Below are 18,091 nucleotides of genomic sequence, written 5' to 3' on the forward strand. Positions count from 1 at the left end.
TGAATGGCAGAGTCAGACGGTCAAGAACGCACAGAAGACGCCACGCCCAGGCGCTTGCAACAGGCTCGAGAAAAAGGGCAGGTTGCAAGGTCTAAAGAATTGGCGTCGGTTTCAGTACTGGTAATTGGTTCAGTTGCACTGATGTGGTTTGGAGAGAGCTTAGCTCGCGCTCTATTTACCGCTATGGGGCGGTTGTTTACGTTGTCACGTGAAGAGATATTTGATCAGGTTAAGCTGTTCGATATTGCGCTCGGATCATTATCGAATCTGATTCTTCCCCTTCTGTTGATCCTGATAACACTATTTGTGGCTGCGCTGGCTGGAGCCGCAGGGGTCGGTGGCATCAACTTTTCAGTTGAAGCGGCGATGCCGAAGTGGTCGAAGATGAATCCACTGAGTGGCCTCAAACGAATGGTCGGCCTGCAAAGCTGGGTAGAACTGATTAAGTCTATTCTCAAAGTAGCTTTAGTGTCTGGGATGGCCTTTTATCTCATTAATGCCGCCAAACAAGATTTGTTCCAACTCAGTATGGATGTTTACCCACAGAACATCTTTCACGCGCTCGATATCCTGCTTAATTTTATATTGCTGATTAGCTGTACCTTGTTGCTGGTGGTAGCGATCGATATCCCATTTCAGATTTGGCAACACGCCAACCAACTTAAAATGACCAAGCAAGAGGTTAAAGACGAGTACAAGGAAACAGAGGGTAAGCCGGAAGTGAAAGGCCGTATTCGTATGCTCCAGCGTGAAGCTGCTCAACGACGTATGATGGCCGAAGTGCCTCAGGCTGATGTAATCATCACCAACCCGGAGCATTTCTCTGTGGCATTGCGATATAAACAAGATAGTGACCGAGCGCCAATCGTTGTGGCGAAAGGTACGGATCACATGGCGCTCAAGATTCGTGAAGTGGCACGTGAACACGATATCTACGTGATTCCAGCGCCGCCTCTTGCACGTGCTCTATACCATTCAACCGAATTAGAGCAGGAAATACCGGATGGCTTGTTTACTGCGGTGGCACAAATTCTTGCCTACGTATTCCAATTGAAACAGTATCGAAAACGCGGCGGACAAAGGCCAAATCTTAAAACCTCCGAGCTACCTATTCCTCCAGAACTGAGAAAATAGCAGGTTAGAAGCAACGGGCTATTTTTCGGGTATAGAAAGGAGTACCAACAGAGCGCCATCTCCACCGAACTCGAGTGGAGCCTGATGGAAAGCCATCACATCTGGGTGCTGAGCGAGCCATAGTGGTGCTTTTTGTTTGAGTATGTGTTTACCGATGCCGTGTTGAACACACGCACAGGAAATTTCGTTCTTTATACAGTAGGCGATCATCGCCCCCAGTTCGCGTTTGGCTTCCTGTTGATTCATTCCGTGCATATCGAGAAAAACGTCAGGGACATAAACGCCTCGACGTAGTCTTTTTACTTCATACTGCGACACGTCATCGCGAGCATAACGCGTTGGTCCTTCTTCATTCAAAAGTGGAACAAACTCGTCAGAGAAATAGAACTCAGCATCGCTCGCTTCTCTAGAAGTTCGCTTAATTTCTTTTTGCTTAGTATTTTTTTTTGGCTGCTGGACTATGGTATCCTGTGACAACTTTTTTACGCCTTGTACTGCATCCCTAAAAAGGGCGAAGTCATCATCCATATCGGTGTCTTTTTTGCTCATGGGATTATTCATTAATACTTTAAAATGTAATGAGCAGTATTGTAGCGCTTTTCGGAGGCAATTTTGGATAAGATTTTTGTAGAAGAAGCGGTGTCAGAACTTCATACGCTTCAAGATATGATTCGTTGGACCGTCAGTCGTTTCAACGCCGCAAACCTATTTTATGGTCACGGTACTGATAACGCATGGGATGAAGCGGTACAGCTAATCCTGCCAACATTGTACCTGCCAATCGATGTGCCTCCGCATGTATTGAACTCGCGCCTGACCACCAGTGAGCGTATGCGTATCGTTGAGCGCGTGGTGAAGCGTATCAATGAGCGTACGCCTACAGCCTACCTAACTAACCGTGCTTGGTTCTGTGGCTTAGAGTTTTTCGTTGATGAACGTGTACTTGTACCTCGTTCGCCAATCGGTGAGTTGATTCAAGCTGAATTCCAACCTTGGTTGATCGAAGAACCGACACGTATCATGGATCTTTGTACCGGTAGCGGCTGTATCGCCATCGCCTGTGCACATGCGTTCCCTGAAGCGGAAGTTGATGCGATAGACATCTCTACTGACGCACTACAAGTTGCTGAGCTTAACGTTCAGGATCACGGTATGGAGCAGCAAGTTTTTCCAATCCGTTCAGATCTGTTCCGTGATCTACCAAAAGAGAAGTACAACCTGATTGTCTCCAACCCACCGTACGTTGACCAAGAAGACATGAACAGTCTGCCTGAAGAGTTTACTCATGAGCCTGAGTTAGGCTTAGCTGCGGGTACTGATGGACTTAAAATTGTTCGCCGTATCCTAGCGAATGCGCCAGATTACTTAACGGATAACGGTATTCTTATTTGTGAAGTGGGTAACTCTATGGTTCACATGATGGAACAGTACCCACATATTCCATTTACTTGGATTGAGTTCGAGAACGGTGGTCACGGGGTATTTATGCTAACTCGCGATCAGATGCTAGCCGTCAAAGATGAGTTCTCAATCTATCGAGATTAATGCTTAAAGTTTGAGCAAAACTTCAATAGCGCCAAGTGGTTTGATCTTTGATTCGCGACTTGGCGTTTTTTTATGCGCGTAAAATGGTCTTTAGGGGTTTACATCAAACCGCAATAAGGCGACTATGAAATAACTAATAATTGAAGTGTAAAGCTCTGTATACAAGGGCGAAACAAATTTGAGGAAGTAATGGCAGGAAACAGTATCGGGCAACATTTTCGAGTGACAACATTCGGAGAAAGTCATGGTATCGCACTAGGATGTATTGTCGACGGATGCCCTCCGGGTCTTGAAATCACCGAAGCAGATATTCAAATCGATTTGGACCGCCGTCGACCAGGCACTTCTCGTTATACCACCGCTCGTCGTGAACCAGACGAGGTGAAAATTTTGTCTGGCGTATTTGAAGGTCAAACCACAGGGACTTCTATCGGTCTTTTGATCGAAAATACCGACCAGCGTTCGAAAGATTATTCGGAAATCAAAGATAAGTTTCGTCCAGGGCATGCAGACTACACTTACCATCAGAAATATGGTGTTCGTGATTATCGTGGTGGTGGCCGTTCATCTGCCCGCGAAACAGCGATGCGTGTTGCGGCGGGATCAATCGCTAAGAAATACCTGAAACAAGAATTTGGGGTAGAGATCCGTGCTTATCTATCGCAAATGGGCGATGTGGCGATTGATAAAGTGGATTGGGATGAAATTGAAAACAATCCATTTTTCTGTCCTGATGTCGATAAAGTTGAAGCGTTTGATCAACTGATCCGTGACCTCAAGAAACAAGGTGATTCAATCGGTGCAAAACTGCAAGTTGTCGCAACAAATGTTCCCGTTGGTCTGGGTGAACCGGTATTCGACCGCCTAGATGCGGACATTGCGCATGCACTTATGAGCATTAACGCGGTGAAAGGCGTAGAGATTGGTGATGGCTTTGATGTTGTTCGTCAAAAAGGCAGCCAGCACCGTGATGAACTGACGCCAAGTGGCTTTGCGAGTAACCACGCTGGCGGTATCTTAGGTGGCATCTCAACAGGGCAAGATATTGTAGCCAACATTGCGCTTAAGCCGACCTCAAGCATCACTGTTCCTGGTGAGACGATTACTAAGCAGGGTGAATCGACTCAACTGATTACCAAAGGTCGTCACGACCCATGTGTTGGTATCCGCGCTGTTCCGATTGCTGAAGCTATGCTCGCAATCGTAGTACTGGATCATCTGCTGCGTCACCGTGGTCAAAACCATGGTGTGACCACAGAAACACCGCAGATATAAGCTCTGATTGATAAAAGCCCCGACATGTGAGTCGGGGCTTTTTTATGCGATAAGGAAATTGTAAAAATCGAGCCGGTTACCGTTGTGGTTATCGAATTGCTGGCGTGATCAGTGCAATGAGCCTTCAGCTTCAAGGTTGAATGAAGGTAAGCGCCATTTGAAACGCACCGCAGCCATACGAAGTACATAACCAACAACGAGAGTTGAAATGGTCGCAGTCACATCATCAATGCCGAGCTCTAAAAGTCCTAAATACAAACCAGAAGCCACGAGAGCGACAGATGCGTACAGTTCCTCATGCAATACAAGTGGTGTTTGACGACAGATTAGGTCACGCAGTAGGCCACCAAACACGCCAGTTACGAGTGCTGATACCATACAAATCAAGGCATGATGCCCCATACCCATTGCCACTTTGGTTCCAATGATACTAAAAACGATCAGTCCTAGCGCATCCAATCGAATGAACAGGCCTTTAAGTTTAATGACCCACTTAGCTAGCCCCGTTGTCAGTACGCCTGCGATACAAGTGATCGCAAGAAACTCGGGATTCTTTACCCAGCCTAATGGGTAATGACCGAGAAGAATATCGCGCACTGTGCCGCCACCGATGGCCGTGGCACTTGCAACCAGCATGACTCCAAACCAATCCATTTTTCGACGACCCGCACTTAGTGCTCCCGTCATCGCTTCCGCTGTGATACCAATAATATATAAAACACTGAGCAGCATAATGAATTCTCAACAAGTGGCCGTAAATGCTCGGCAATGAAGATGAAATTTAAGGCGTGAGTGTAGTGGGAAATGTGATCTATGACGAATGAGTTTTTATGAATACGAAAACGTTTTTCAGATTACTATTTCTAATATCAATGCCCTAAGTAGGGTTTTGCATTTTTCAGCAAAAATGAGAGAATGCAGACCGCGATAGTACCAGCCCGTTAATTTAGCTATGACCCACGAGTATCAAGACTTAATCAATATCTTTAACACAACTTTTTTTCACTCATACAACACCAAGTTGGAGTTAGGGGGAGATGAGCCAATCTATCTTCCTGCTGACAATGACTACCCCTATCATCGCATTATTTTTGCTCGTGGTTTCTATGCGTCAGGAATGCATGAGATTGCCCATTGGTGCGTGGCTGGGCCAGAGCGTCGCTTAGTGGAAGATTTTGGTTATTGGTATGAGCCTGATGGACGCACTCAAGCCGTGCAAGCTGAATTCGAAAAAGTAGAAATCCGCCCGCAAGCATACGAATGGATATTATCCGCCAGTGCAGGCTTTCCGTTCACTGTCAGTTGTGACAATCTCAATGGTAGCTTTGAACCGGATCGTTTGGCGTTTATGGCCAAAGTTCACGCTGAGGTGATGTCAATTCTTCAGGTGGGATTACCGCTCAGAGTTCAAATGTTGTCTGATGCGCTACGTGAATTCTACAGTATCGCGGAACTCACGCCTGCGCAGTTTGAAGTTAAGTAGCCTAACGCTACTGAATAAGCCAAGTATTCTCTTTCTGGCCGCTGTAGTCGAACGTGTAGACGAGTGGAGTCTGATCCGGCTCCATCACCCAAATGACGGCAATCAGTGAGTCGCAATGATTGACTACTCTTAAATCGAATTCTGCCAGCCCCGCAGTCAACGATGATTTGACCAAACAGCTCTCGTAGTCGACGAGGTCAGCATCACCCTTAGCGGAGCTATTGTCGCATATCGATATATAGGCCTGCTTGTCAGCCAGTTGGCTCAGAATGACATCGACATCAACGCTGTAGACAGATTCGAGACTGTTGTCGTAACTAATGTTTAAGTCTTCAAGGGTTTGTACTTGGGCAGAAGCCGCCGCTGTTGTCGGGGTTGATGTAACGCCGCTTGAACCTGTGCTCCCTGATCCACCTTCATCGCCACCGCCTCCGCCCCCACAACCTGTTAAAAGAGTCAAGCAAGCGAGAGTAGATCCGATAAACTGTGTTACTGATTTGATGTGCATAGTCTTATCCTCGCTAGTCGACGTAAATTTTGTTGTTGTTAGCTTCCACATACCAATTGGCTTCAGTTAACCCTTGTGGGTCTTGGGCGAAGTCCCCGAATCTTGGATAGGCGTCGAGTATGGTGATCTGTTCCAATGGGTGCTGCCAGTTGAGCGGGATTTCAATCGCCCATGGTAGACCATTGCTGGTGTGGTAATGGGTGTTCCCACTGGAGGCGTCCTCGCCGAGAGCAAGGTAGCGGCTGTCAAATTTTGCCGTAGGCGGGTTGTTTTTAAGGTGGATTTCGAGTCCACGTCCGGGATAGCCCCCTGTCAGTTGATAACCAATATCTCCATAGTAGTGACCTGGTGCTGCAAAGATGAAAGGGTCATATGGAAACTCCGGCATAACGCTTGTTGCTGGTGCGTTAGCAAAGGAGAACTGTAAGCGCCAACTTGGGCGATATGCTGTGCCACAGTTCAACTGTGTACGGAACATGGTGCAGTTTTCTGCTTCACCCGCTTCGGTGATGTCCCACAAGTCTTGCTGGATGATAAATACGGCATCGGTTGTGCCTAGTTCCAAAACCTCTGAGGCTTGGCTTTGACCATTAACAGTCAGAACAACAGAATCAGACTTGATATCTTCTCTTGCAATGTTAGGTAAGCGAATGGCAAAACCAGAGTGATTATCTCCACCAAGAGCCGCAATTTGACCCTCAATTTTGACTCGAATTACCTGACTATTGAGATGATATTCCGTGTATTTTACATTCATCAAAACATCATTCATGTCATAGTCACCTTGAAGCGGGTACTGATCTTCATAGGCAAATGTGGTGTAGTTCCCACCTAGAGGGTAGATCTCGGTTGATACGCCACTTTCGGTAATGTCGATAGGATAATCCTCAACCTCACCCTGTGGTACACCACCACTAGGTCCAATCCCTGAGGTGTTGCTGATACGGAATCTTGCCCAACTCTCACCACTGACAGCCCAAGTAGGTACAGTGAAAAATAGTGACTGTGTTCCATCACTGACCGAGAGATCAGTGATGATGATTTCCTCACTATCGAAGGTGCCATCGCGGTCAAAATCCATCCAAGCATTTAGCACACTTTCCGAAGTGGCACCATTAACTGTGATTTGGACCATAGAAGTACTACCAACTTGAATTGGCACAGGAAACTCGACACCGTCGTCATCGTCAATATTGTCTGAAATATCATCGCTATAAGGCGGTGGATTACCTTCGGTTTCACCATCGACAATTGCGCCAAGTCGCAAGCTAGAAGTGTCTTCTAGAGCTCCTATGCCGTGTCGTGCACCAGACTGAGCATAGGTCGTCTGATAGCTGTCTGGTGCGTCGCCAAAGTCGGTCAACTCTGCGGCTTCGACAGGCGCTGACGCACATCGAGCACCATCATTCGAATTACTTGATGGACCGTAAGCCGTCAGGACCGCACTAGGCTGCCATGACGAGTAGTCTGACGTCCCTGGTGTATGAGGATTGTTTAGGGTGACTTTGAAAATATAGCCATTGCTGTTATTGCTGGCGTAGAGGTATCCATCCACATCAAAGTAAATCGCACCGAAGGTAAAGTTGAAACCAAGTTGAGCTTCATTGAGCACCTGATTCATACGCGTGGCAGTGCCTTGTGTAACATCCACGACCCAGAGATAACCGTCGGCGTCTAGGCTATAGGCAAGGTTATTGTTGGCGTCTGGTTGAAAGGCGAAGTCATGAATGTTGGGTTTAGAAAATTGAGAAGGCGGCGCGACAAGCGTCATCTCTAGCGTGTCTAGGTCGACTCTATACAACCCGCTGTTTGGTCGGTAACCATACCAAGCGTTTTCGTTGAGTGACACGTCGCCGACATAGAAACGATCGGGAGTACCCGCAGGCATGATAAGCTCGAGTCGCGTTTTATCGAAGTTGGCGTCGATGCGAGCGAGCGTACCGAGTTCGCCATTAACACCATAGTCCCAGCCATAAATGAATCGGTCATGTTCACTAAAACCTATCCCATTTAGATTGGCTAAACCCAGAGTAGAGGGCATGACGCGATAACTGCCTAAATCGATGTTCACACCAAACGCGACAGGAGTTCCTGTGGGGTTTTGGATAAGGAATGCCTCAGTGGGACATTCACCAAAGCTGACGTCTCCAGCGTGGCTGGATGGCGCGTAATAAATGCTGTAGCTACAACATGCAAAGAGTAGTAGGAAGCGCTGATTTATACGTTTTAATTTCATTGTCATTCCCTGTTTTGGCTGAGCGATATAAGGGAAACTGCATTGTCCATGCCACACTATCAGGCCTTGCTGTATATAGGGTTTGCGTTGAAATTCTCAATGTGAGAAGCTTGGCGTTCTTTTTGAGAAGCAAACTGATTAGGCGACATCGCAAAATGATTATTGAATTTGAAGAGCAGCTACTTGAGCTAATAGATGCACGTATTTCGACGGCGTCAGATGATGAACTTTTTGCTGGTGGTTATCTGCGTGGTCATATTTCGCTTTCTGCCGCTTCGTGCGAAGAAGATGGCATTAATGATGTGGAAACATTAAAGAGTCGTATTCAGGAAAGTTTGGATGCAGCACGTTCGGAGCTGACGCCGGCGGACCGTATTATCGTCAATGATTTGTGGTTAGAGCTGGTAAACAACGCTTAACCAACGGCGACGTCAATCTATCGTCTAAGAGGTTGTTCGAATTTTTCGAACAACCTCTTTGTATTTTTGCGCTTGTTGCGTGATTGGCTGCTCGATATTCTAATGCTCATACTGAGACACAACAGGATAGCAGTTATGAAGATCATAGCATTTGGGGCATCAAACAGTTCAACATCAATCAACAAAGCGTTAGCAACCTATGCCGCTCAACAAGTGGAAGGTGCGCAGGTACAAGTCTTAGACATCAACAATTATTCAGTTCCGATGTTTAGTGAAGACAAAGAAAAAGAAATTGGACAAGCTGAAGGCGCAAGAGAGTTTCTCGCTGATCTTGCTGAAGCGGATGCCATTGTTGTCTCTTATGCTGAACATAATGGCTACTACCCAGCGGCATACAAAAACCTATTTGACTGGGCGACTCGCATTGAACGCAGTGTGTTCCAAAACAAGCCCGTTGTTTACTTGGCGACATCTCCTGGCCCTGGCGGTGCACAAACGGTTCTTGCTGCCGCCACAGCTTCCGCTCCTTACTTTGGTGCTGATGTGAAGGCGTCGGTATCCGTCCCAAGTTTCTATGATAACTTTGACTTTGAAACTGCGGCGATTACCAACCAAGACATTGCAGATGAAATCAAAGCCGCTGTTGCTAAGCTAGCCTAACCAAGCTCAGTGACTACAGATAAAAAACGCAGTGTAAGAGACTGCGTTTTTTTGTTCTGAGGCTAATTACAGTTCCGTAATGGCTTTCCCTTTTCTCAATTTGCGAACCCACATTCGACTAGGGTGTAAGCTTTCCAAAACATCCACAGGTAGAGGCAGCGGATCACCACAGATCTGAGAGGCGAGCGTTTCCGCTAGCAGCGGCGCTGAACTTAGCCCTCGTGAGCCTAAACCTAATAGGCAGAACAAGTTTGGATATTGTGGTACTTGTTCAGCACTATCAATCGTTGTTTGTTGAAGGTTTTGATAGCAAGCTTTGATTTTTTCAAACTGACCAAGGTTGCCAACAAATGGCAGATGGTCTCGACTTACACAGCGTATGCCCTGACGCGACTGATTCGATGACGTATCAACTTGGAGTGGCCAAGCTTGGTTTGGTACGCATTTGCGCAGTTTGTCACCATTGTCTTGCTGCGCCACAGGGTCAAACTCATTGTCGAGATGAGAGCGATCATAGCTAGCGCCAATGCAGTGATGGCGGTTATTCGGGTTCACGGGGGTCATGTAGCCGTCATAGCACAATACCGTCTTGAGTTTCTCCAGCGTCTCTGTTGTTGGAATGTGACTGACTTGACCTTTGACCTTCCCTAATGGGACATGCGCAGCTTGAGTAAATTGGTCAAACAGATGGCCGTTGGCAATGACGACGGTATCGTGTTGGAACGACGCGTTATGACTTACCAAAGTCCAGCTCTGGGAATCTTCCTGCCAGTCTAGCTGTTCAATTTTGCAGTTGAAGTAAGAGGCAAATAAAGGGTTTTCCGCGAGTTTATCCAGTAACCCTTTGGTTAGCTGAGCAGGGCTTAACCAACCACCAAGCGGGTAGTGAACGCTTTCCATATCGAGAGGAAGGCCAACAACGTCATTGGTCTGTTGAGCATCGAGTTTATGAATGAGCTGACTATCAAAGTTACCTTCAAGCATTTTGTTAAGCTTAACGTTGGTTGCTTGATCCCACATTAGCTGCGTTACACCACACCACTGGTGGTCAAACTCTATCTGCTGTGCAGCTTGTTCAACAAATTGACGGGCAAACAAGAATGCTGGCGCAAATACTCGCGACACGCCTTCGTGTGTCCCATTCAGTAAAGGATAGACTGCGCCTTGTCGATTTCCTGAAGCGCCTTCAGCAGGTGCACTATCTTGACAGTAGAGCGTGACTTTTTTTCCACGGCGGACAAGGGTAGTGGCAAGTGTGGCACTGGCGATGCCGCCACCAATAATAGCGACGGATTCAACACTCTGACTTGGCTGACGAGCAAACCAAGGTATCATGTTCGTGTGTGGCTGCTTCTCTAAAAGTGCGCCCGCGATCATCTCTCGTTTGGTGCCAAAGCCTTTGACTTTCTTCATTGCGAAGCCCGCTTCAATGAGACCTCGACGTACAAAACCCGCAGCCGTGAATGTCGCGCAAGTACAATCACGTTTCGCTAATTTTGCCATACCGTTAAATAAGTCTTGGTTCCACATTTCTGGGTTTTTGCTTGGTGCGAACCCATCTAAGAACCAAGCGTCGACTAGACCTTGCTCAGAAACAGGCACTTTTGGCATGCAATCTTTAATGTCACCAAACCATAAATCAAGCGTTATAGCTCCATCGTCTAGTACAATTCGATGACATTCTGGTACCGCGATAGGGTAGTGTTTTTGCAGCTTTTCCGCATACTCTGCCAGTTCAGGCCACGATTGGTGAGCCTTGATGAGATCGTTTTTACTCAACGGATATTTTTCAAAGCTCACGAAATGCAGCTCTTGTAATGGCGAAGTTGGATTTTGTTGCCTAAATTGAGCAAACCATTGCCAAACGGCTAAGAAATTAAGGCCAGTTCCGAAGCCAGTCTCTGCGATGACAAATCTACGTTGGTCACATTCTTGCCATCTTTGTGGCAGATGATTCTGGTGTAAGAACACGTAGCGAGTCTCTTCTAGTCCATTGACGTTGGAGAAATAGACATCATCAAACTGGTCAGAAACAGGGGTTCCAGCTTCGTTCCAGCCTAGTTGGGCATTAGTAATCGAGGTCATAGTGTCGGAAATAATGTGAATAAAGACGATAATATGATTGCAATTGTACGGTTTTAGAGGAAAGCTGACCACTTTTCCCCGCTATCTTAGTTATTATCAGGCGGATTTTTGAATTATAGGAATGTCATAATGAAACGAGTCGTAATCACCGGTATGGGTATTGTTTCAAGTATCGGTAACAACGTCGAAGAAGTTTTAGCGTCTCTTAAAGCAGGTAAATCTGGTATTACTGCCTCTGAGCAGTTTAAAGAACACGGCCTACGTTCTCAGGTTTGGGGTGACTTAAAGATTAACCCAGCAGAACACATTGACCGTAAACAGATGCGCTTTATGGGTGATGCGGCTGCTTATGCATACCTATCAATGCAGCAAGCAATTGAAGATGCAGGTTTAACCGACGAACAGGTATCTAACGACCGTACTGGTATTGTTGCAGGTTCTGGCGGTGCATCGGCACTAAACCAAACTGTCGCAACGGACACTATGCGTGAAAAAGGCGTGAAACGTGTTGGCCCATATATGGTGCCTCGTACTATGTCTTCAACCGTATCTGCGTGTTTGGCGACACCATTTAAAATCCGTGGCGTGAACTACTCTATGAGTTCTGCGTGTGCGACGTCAGCACACTGTATTGGTCATGCGATGGAGCTTATCCAACTAGGCAAACAAGACATCGTTTTTGCTGGTGGTGGTGAAGAACTAGATTGGTCTCAAACTATGATGTTTGATGCTATGGGAGCACTATCGACTAAGTACAACGAGACTCCAGACCAAGCTTCTCGTACTTACGATGCTGACCGTGACGGTTTTGTTATCTCTGGCGGCGGTGGCATGATGGTGATCGAAGAACTCGAACACGCATTAGCACGCGGCGCGAAAATCTACGGTGAAATCGTAGGCTATGGCGCGACTTCAGACGGTTATGACATGGTTGCTCCTTCTGGTGAAGGCGCAGTGCGTTGTATGAAGATGGCGATGCAAGATGTGGATGTTATTGACTACGTCAACACACACGGCACATCAACACCAGTTGGTGACGTTAAAGAACTGGGTGCAATCCAAGAGCTATTCGGCAACAACAGCCCAGCTATTTCTGCAACCAAAGCAATGACAGGTCACGCACTAGGTGCTGCTGGTGTGCACGAAGCAATTTACTCAACGCTAATGCTGACCAATGATTTCATCGCTCCAAGCATTAACATTGCTAATTTAGATGAAGCGGCTAAGGGCCTAGATATCGTGACTGAAAAGCGTGATGTCGAGCTAACGACCGTGATGTCAAACAGTTTTGGCTTTGGTGGTACGAACGCAACATTAGTGATCAAGAAGTACCAAGGCTAACTGAATTTGCTGAGCAGATGATGCTTCGCAATCCAGTTTCCAGAGCTGGTTAATCTTTATTAGTAAAGATTAACCTAACAGACGCAGACTTTAGCCCATGGAGAGCGGGTTAAGATCCTTTTGTTCTGGACTATTGCCCGGCTATTTAGCCGGGCATTTTTCTCTTTACCCTTTATCGCTACCTGAGTGCATTATTACCTCGACACTGAGGAGCCTTTTCTGCACAATCAATCTCATTGCAATTCAACCCCACTCTACAGACAGATGAAAATCCTTATTGATGAAAATATGCCTTATGCAGAGCAGCTTTTTAGCCAGCTTGGCAAAGTGGTTCTAAAATCTGGTCGTACACTAACTGAAGATGACCTTGTCGATGTCGACGCCTTGATGATTCGTTCTGTTACTAAGGTCAACGCAAAACTGCTATCAAAAGCGAACAAACTCAAATTTGTCGGGACGGCAACCGCGGGGATGGACCATGTTGATCAGGATTTACTTCGAGAGCGAGGAATATTTTTCACCGCGGCACCAGGTTGTAACAAAGTAGGGGTCGCAGAATACGCGTTCAGTGTCATGATGGTACTGGCTCAACAACACGGTTTTTCTGTTTTTGATAAAACGGTTGGTATCATTGGTGCCGGACAGGTTGGCAGTTACTTGCAACAATGTTTGCAAGGTGTAGGAATCAAGGTATTGATTAACGATCCACCTAAGCAAGATGCGGGGGATTCGCGTCAGTTTACACCTCTTGAGGCGCTGTTGAGTCAAGCCGATATCATTACTCTCCACACACCGATTACTCGGGGTGGTAAGCATCCTACTCATAATTTGATCGATGAAGAAGTCCTCAATACGTTACGCGGTGACCAAATTTTAATCAATGCCGCTCGTGGTCCAGTCGTTGACAATTCGGCTCTAAAAGCACGTTTACAGCGCAACGATGGCTTTATTGCAGCGTTAGATGTGTTTGAATTTGAGCCAGAGGTTGATATGGAGCTTCTGCCTCTGCTAGCATTCGCAACCCCTCATGTCGCTGGGTATGGTCTAGAGGGCAAAGCTCGCGGAACGACGATGATTTTCAATAGCTACTGTGAGTTCTTAGATAACGAATTACGTGCGCACGCCAGTGACTTGCTGCCAACCGCTCCTGTACCTAAGCTGGTATTGGATCGTGATTGGGATGAAGCTACGCTGCATAACATCACTCAGCTCGTCTACGATGTGCGTAAAGATGACGCCTTATTCCGTCGCGAGATCAGTCAGCCAGGTGCATTCGACCTGATGCGTAAGAACTACTGGGATCGTCGAGAATACAGTGCCGTCACATTGGTCGGTGATGACAGTTGTCGTTTATCACCCCTAAAAAAATTAGGTTTTCAGGTTGAGGTAAGTCAATGAGCCAACAATATAACGTTGCCGTATTAGGTGCGACCGGTGCGGTCGGTGAAACTATTTTAGAAGTGCTACAAGAGCGCAAGTTTCCAGTCGGTGAGCTATATCTGCTAGCCAGTGAACGCAGTGAAGGAAAGACTTACCGTTTTAACGGTAAAACCGTACGTGTGCAAAACGTCGAAGAATTTGACTGGTCACAAGCTCATATCGCTTTATTCTCTGCCGGTGGTGAACTGTCGGCAAAATGGGCTCCGATTGCAGCGGACGAAGGCGTAATTGTGATCGATAATACGTCACAGTTCCGTTATGAGTACGATATCCCACTTGTTGTACCTGAAGTGAACCCTGAAGCCATTGCAGAGTTTCGCAATCGCAATATTATCGCCAACCCAAATTGCTCAACGATTCAAATGCTGGTAGCTCTGAAGCCAATTCATGATGCGGTTGGTATTGAGCGTATTAACGTATCGACTTATCAGTCAGTTTCTGGTGCGGGTAAAGCTGGCATTGATGAACTCGCTGGTCAAACGGCAAAACTGCTTAACGGTATGCCAGCTGAGAACAGTGAATTTTCACAGCAAATCGCATTCAACTGTATCCCACAGATTGATCAGTTCATGGAAAATGGTTACACCCGTGAAGAGATGAAGATGGTGTGGGAAACGCAGAAAATCTTCAATGACCCAGCGATTACCGTGAACCCAACTTGTGTTCGTGTACCTGTCTTTTACGGTCACGCGGAAGCCATTCACGTTGAAACTTGTGCGCCAATTGATGCTCAAGAGGTGATTAACCTATTGGAACAAACGGAAGGCGTAGAAGTATTCCAAGGTGAAGATTTCCCGACTCAAGTTCGCGACGCTGGTGGTAAAGATCACGTCATGGTTGGCCGTATCCGTAACGACATTAGCCACCACAGTGGTGTAAACCTATGGGTTGTTGCTGACAATGTTAGAAAAGGTGCAGCGACCAATGCTGTTCAGATTGCTGAAGTCTTGATTCGCGATTACTACTAATCTCGAAATTAGATTGTTATTGAAGCCTCGCTTTCAAGTGGGGCTTTTTTAATCGAATCGAGAAAATTTATGTGAGATTAATGCGAATATGGCGTTGGACACACATTTTTTACCTCTATACCTATAGTTTTGGTGGGTTTATCCGATATATTTAACAGATCATTGTATTTTATTTAATTGAGCACATAGCTGAGCCTTATATGCGTCGACTACTACAGCGTCTATTATTGCCATTAGCAATAGTTGCCGTGACTCAAACATCATTAGTAAGCGCGGAGAGCATTCGCCTTAAAGGGCCTAACGGCGAGATCCAGTCATCTCCCCAATTCTCAGAGCCTCTTTCACGTAATTCACGCGCTACAACTGAGCCTTCTCGTTTTTATGGCCCCACTTCTGAGCAGGAAACACTTTGGAGTATTGCTACGCAGTTGCGTCCTTCTCCGTCGGTGACTGTGCAACAAACGCTATACGCCATTTTTCAATTAAACCCTCAAGCGTTTGACAATCAGAATATCCATGAGCTTATTCCAAGCAGTACCATTCGTATCCCATCTTTAGAACAGGTTCGCGCTGTAAGCACGCAAGAAGCCATTAATGTCATGGCTTCTCATCAAGCACGTTTGGGCAAAAACGTTACCCCAACCACTGTTGAGAAGGTAAAACCTACGGTTACTGCTCGCCCACCTGTGACAGAAACGACCACTGAGCCATCTGCGACGAAGCCTGAACAAATAGAAACCGGCAGTGAACTAAAAGTTATCGCAGAGCAAGAAAAGCAAAAACAGGTCAGTTCTCTAGAAAACCAGCTTGAAAGCTCTGAAACTGAGCTACTTGCACTGGAAGAAAAAAATCACAAATTGCGCCTAATGCTTGCTGAAGTTCAGTCAGAAGTCGATGTACTAAAAGATGAACTGGGCGACGAAAACCGTATTCGCAATGAAGTAGAGAAACTGCTTGAAGCGGAACGTCAACGAGTGGCTGAAGAGCAGAAAATGGCGCCTTCAGCGATGGACCAGTTATTCTCGAATACTTGGTTGGTTGCGGCGTTAGCGATCATTCCAGGTTTATTAATTGGTTTGTTTGTGGTGATGTTACTTGGACGTCGTAAGAAAGAAGACGCTCAACAAACCGTAGCTGAACAGCAACCAGTTCAGCCTGTGGCACCGATTGTCCCAGAAACCCTTAACGATGATATTGATGATGATTTGTTGCTTGATGACGATCTCTTCGGTGACTCGGATAGCGAGCAGCTATTTGGTGACGACAGTGACATTGATGGCAAACAGGCTGATGAAGACAACGTATTTGCTGACTTAGATGACAGCGACCTCGATTTCAACTTAGAAGGCGAGGATGGAGATGATCCATTTGCCGGAATTGGTGATGATGGTGATCTTGACGAGTCGTTAGCTGATGTAGACATGAGCTCAAATGGCATCAGCGTGAATGGCGATGAAAAAGCGCTTGGTCTCGAAGAGATGGAACGTGCTTTAGATGAAGTCATTATTGATGACCCAGACGATGATGAAGGGTTTGACTTATCCGACGATGGTGAATTCTCACAAGACGAGTTTGACTCTTTACTGGCCGGAGATGGTGATAGCGAAGATCTCGGCTCAACGGAACTGGATCAATCTCTTCTTGATGACCTATTTAGTGAGGTGCAGGGCGAGAGTAGCGATGATCTTGATTTCGATAGCTTACTTGACGAAGGTGCCGAATCGTTCGATTTGAGTGATGAATCGAGTAAAGACCTGAGTGAGCCAAATTTCGCGTCTGATGATGAAATTGATGACATATTTGCGCAGATGGAAGCGCAGGCCGATCTAGAGGCGCTAGAAGCAAATTCCATTGATGAGACAGCACTTCTTGATGAGTTATTAGACGAGGAAAGTGTTGAAATAAGCTCGGAAAGCACCGAGTTGCTCGATGAGCTTGTTGAAGATAGCTTGAATGAAGCACCGCAACCGAGCACTCAATCCGATGTATTTGATCAACTGATTGGCGCGGATGAAGAGTTTACGCAAGACAGCACGGATTTACTGGATGACATCGTCGACGGTGCTGAGGGTGAAGATGAGTTTGACCTAGATGCTGAGCTTGATGAACTGATTGGCGGAGACCTAGATACGGAAGAGGTGAATCTTTCACAAAGCACCGAACTGATTGAGGAGCTTGTCGAATCAGATTCATCCAAGACTGAATACGAACTGGGTGACGACGCGACTGACCTGTTTGAGCAGCTACTTGAAATTGAGAGCACCGAGGTTGAGGCGCAATCAGACGTACTGCCAGAAGAGACAGTTGTAGAGCCACAAGTTGAAAAAGTCTTCTCTAGCAATGATTTTATTGATGACATGATCAACTCTGCCCCTGAAGCGGATCCGTTACTTGATGAGTTAGACCTAGATGACTTGCAAGAACCTCAGCTGGTGGATGATGTCGCTATTGACACTGAACAGCAGATATCTGAGCCTGAAGAGCCAGAGCCAGAGCCAGAGCCAGAGCCAGAGCCAGAGCCAGAGCCAGAGCCAGAGCCAGAGCCAGAGCCAGAGCCAGAGGATGAAGATGATTGGTTAACGTCAGCCATTGAGGAAGTCGAAAACCCACAATTTGATATCGACGAACTTGAAGATGAAGCGCTGGAATCCGAACTGGATCCTGTTGGTGAATCTGCGGTTACTGACGCGGCGGAAGTGGCGTCTGATGAACAAGACTCTGATGAAGAAGATGATTGGCTGACGTCTGCGATTGACGAAGTTGAAGGTCACACGCCAGAACAAGAGACCGTCAGCGTTGAGCAACAACCTAGGGTTGAACTCGATGAGTTTGAGTCTGAAGCGGGATCAGAACAGCCGCAAATTGAGCAAGAAGATGTACTTGCGCAGCAGGAGCTTAACGAAACACTAAAAGAGACTTCAGAGACTTCAGAGACTTCAGAGACTTCAGAGACTTCAGAGACTTCAGAGACTTCAGAGACTTCAGAGACTTCAGAGA

At 46.5% G+C, this 18,091-nt stretch carries 15 protein-coding genes; 10 read left to right on the forward strand and 5 right to left on the reverse strand.

Annotation, left to right across the window (positions count from 1 at the left end):
* Positions 1-3 precede the first annotated feature (3 nt).
* Entirely contained in the window at positions 4-1,134 is a 1,131-nt protein-coding gene (gene flhB / locus ACQEXT_RS11240; protein WP_426952064.1) for a flagellar biosynthesis protein FlhB, read from the forward strand.
* Positions 1,135-1,152: 18 nt separating this feature from the next.
* On the opposite strand, the gene smrB is transcribed toward flhB, so the two are convergent.
* The gene (smrB, locus tag ACQEXT_RS11245) at positions 1,153-1,683 is read right to left on the reverse strand and encodes an endonuclease SmrB (protein WP_269377856.1); all 531 of its coding nucleotides are present in this window, start codon (positions 1,681-1,683) and stop codon (positions 1,153-1,155) included.
* Between the two features lie 63 nt (positions 1,684-1,746).
* Here smrB and prmB point away from each other — a divergent pair, with 63 nt between their 5' ends.
* Both prmB and aroC read left to right on the forward strand, forming a co-directional pair.
* A complete protein-coding gene (gene prmB / locus ACQEXT_RS11250; protein ID WP_138973757.1) occupies positions 1,747-2,679 on the forward strand; it encodes a 50S ribosomal protein L3 N(5)-glutamine methyltransferase in 933 nt (310 codons plus the stop codon).
* 189 nt (positions 2,680-2,868) lie between these two features.
* Positions 2,869-3,954, forward strand: a complete 1,086-nt coding sequence (gene aroC, locus ACQEXT_RS11255) for a chorismate synthase (protein ID WP_138973758.1) — start codon at positions 2,869-2,871, stop codon at positions 3,952-3,954.
* A gap of 108 nt (positions 3,955-4,062) precedes the next feature.
* Here aroC and ACQEXT_RS11260 read toward each other — a convergent pair whose 3' ends face one another.
* Positions 4,063-4,686: a trimeric intracellular cation channel family protein gene (locus ACQEXT_RS11260; protein WP_269377853.1), complete on the reverse strand. Its 624-nt coding sequence runs from the start codon at positions 4,684-4,686 to the stop codon at positions 4,063-4,065.
* 220 nt (positions 4,687-4,906) lie between these two features.
* Here ACQEXT_RS11260 and ACQEXT_RS11265 point away from each other — a divergent pair, with 220 nt between their 5' ends.
* Positions 4,907-5,437, forward strand: coding sequence for an elongation factor P hydroxylase (locus tag ACQEXT_RS11265; RefSeq protein WP_138973760.1), 531 nt, complete (start codon positions 4,907-4,909; stop codon positions 5,435-5,437).
* A 7-nt stretch (positions 5,438-5,444) separates the two neighbouring features.
* On the opposite strand, the gene ACQEXT_RS11270 is transcribed toward ACQEXT_RS11265, so the two are convergent.
* Together ACQEXT_RS11270 and ACQEXT_RS11275 are read right to left on the reverse strand one after the other, a co-directional pair.
* Positions 5,445-5,945, reverse strand: coding sequence for a hypothetical protein (locus ACQEXT_RS11270; RefSeq protein WP_426952066.1), 501 nt, complete (start codon positions 5,943-5,945; stop codon positions 5,445-5,447).
* A 13-nt stretch (positions 5,946-5,958) separates the two neighbouring features.
* Positions 5,959-8,181: an LruC domain-containing protein gene (locus tag ACQEXT_RS11275; protein ID WP_426952067.1), complete on the reverse strand. Its 2,223-nt coding sequence runs from the start codon at positions 8,179-8,181 to the stop codon at positions 5,959-5,961.
* 155 nt (positions 8,182-8,336) lie between these two features.
* On the opposite strand from ACQEXT_RS11275, the gene ACQEXT_RS11280 reads away from it, so the two are divergent.
* Both ACQEXT_RS11280 and ACQEXT_RS11285 read left to right on the forward strand, forming a co-directional pair.
* Positions 8,337-8,600, forward strand: a complete 264-nt coding sequence (locus tag ACQEXT_RS11280; protein ID WP_138973761.1) for a YfcL family protein — start codon at positions 8,337-8,339, stop codon at positions 8,598-8,600.
* Positions 8,601-8,735: 135 nt separating this feature from the next.
* Entirely contained in the window at positions 8,736-9,260 is a 525-nt protein-coding gene (locus tag ACQEXT_RS11285) for an NADPH-dependent FMN reductase (RefSeq protein ID WP_426952069.1), read from the forward strand.
* A gap of 66 nt (positions 9,261-9,326) precedes the next feature.
* Here the strand turns inward: ACQEXT_RS11285 and mnmC are convergent, their stop codons facing one another.
* Entirely contained in the window at positions 9,327-11,345 is a 2,019-nt protein-coding gene (gene mnmC / locus ACQEXT_RS11290; protein ID WP_426952071.1) for a bifunctional tRNA (5-methylaminomethyl-2-thiouridine)(34)-methyltransferase MnmD/FAD-dependent 5-carboxymethylaminomethyl-2-thiouridine(34) oxidoreductase MnmC, read from the reverse strand.
* 129 nt (positions 11,346-11,474) lie between these two features.
* Here mnmC and fabB point away from each other — a divergent pair, with 129 nt between their 5' ends.
* From fabB to ACQEXT_RS11310, 4 genes are all read left to right on the forward strand, one after another.
* Positions 11,475-12,686: a beta-ketoacyl-ACP synthase I gene (gene fabB, locus ACQEXT_RS11295; RefSeq protein ID WP_426952072.1), complete on the forward strand. Its 1,212-nt coding sequence runs from the start codon at positions 11,475-11,477 to the stop codon at positions 12,684-12,686.
* A 264-nt stretch (positions 12,687-12,950) separates the two neighbouring features.
* Positions 12,951-14,084, forward strand: coding sequence for a 4-phosphoerythronate dehydrogenase (locus tag ACQEXT_RS11300; RefSeq protein WP_426952074.1), 1,134 nt, complete (start codon positions 12,951-12,953; stop codon positions 14,082-14,084).
* A complete protein-coding gene (locus ACQEXT_RS11305) occupies positions 14,081-15,094 on the forward strand; it encodes an aspartate-semialdehyde dehydrogenase (RefSeq protein ID WP_138973766.1) in 1,014 nt (337 codons plus the stop codon). The genes ACQEXT_RS11300 and ACQEXT_RS11305 overlap by 4 nt, the downstream gene beginning before the upstream one ends.
* Before the next feature lie 200 nt (positions 15,095-15,294).
* Positions 15,295-18,091, forward strand: a 2,797-nt coding sequence (locus ACQEXT_RS11310) for a FimV/HubP family polar landmark protein (protein ID WP_426952076.1), incomplete at its 3' end; no start/stop codon positions are given.

The organism is Vibrio sp. TRT 29B02 (genome assembly GCF_050113655.1).
GTDB lineage: Bacteria > Pseudomonadota > Gammaproteobacteria > Enterobacterales > Vibrionaceae > Vibrio.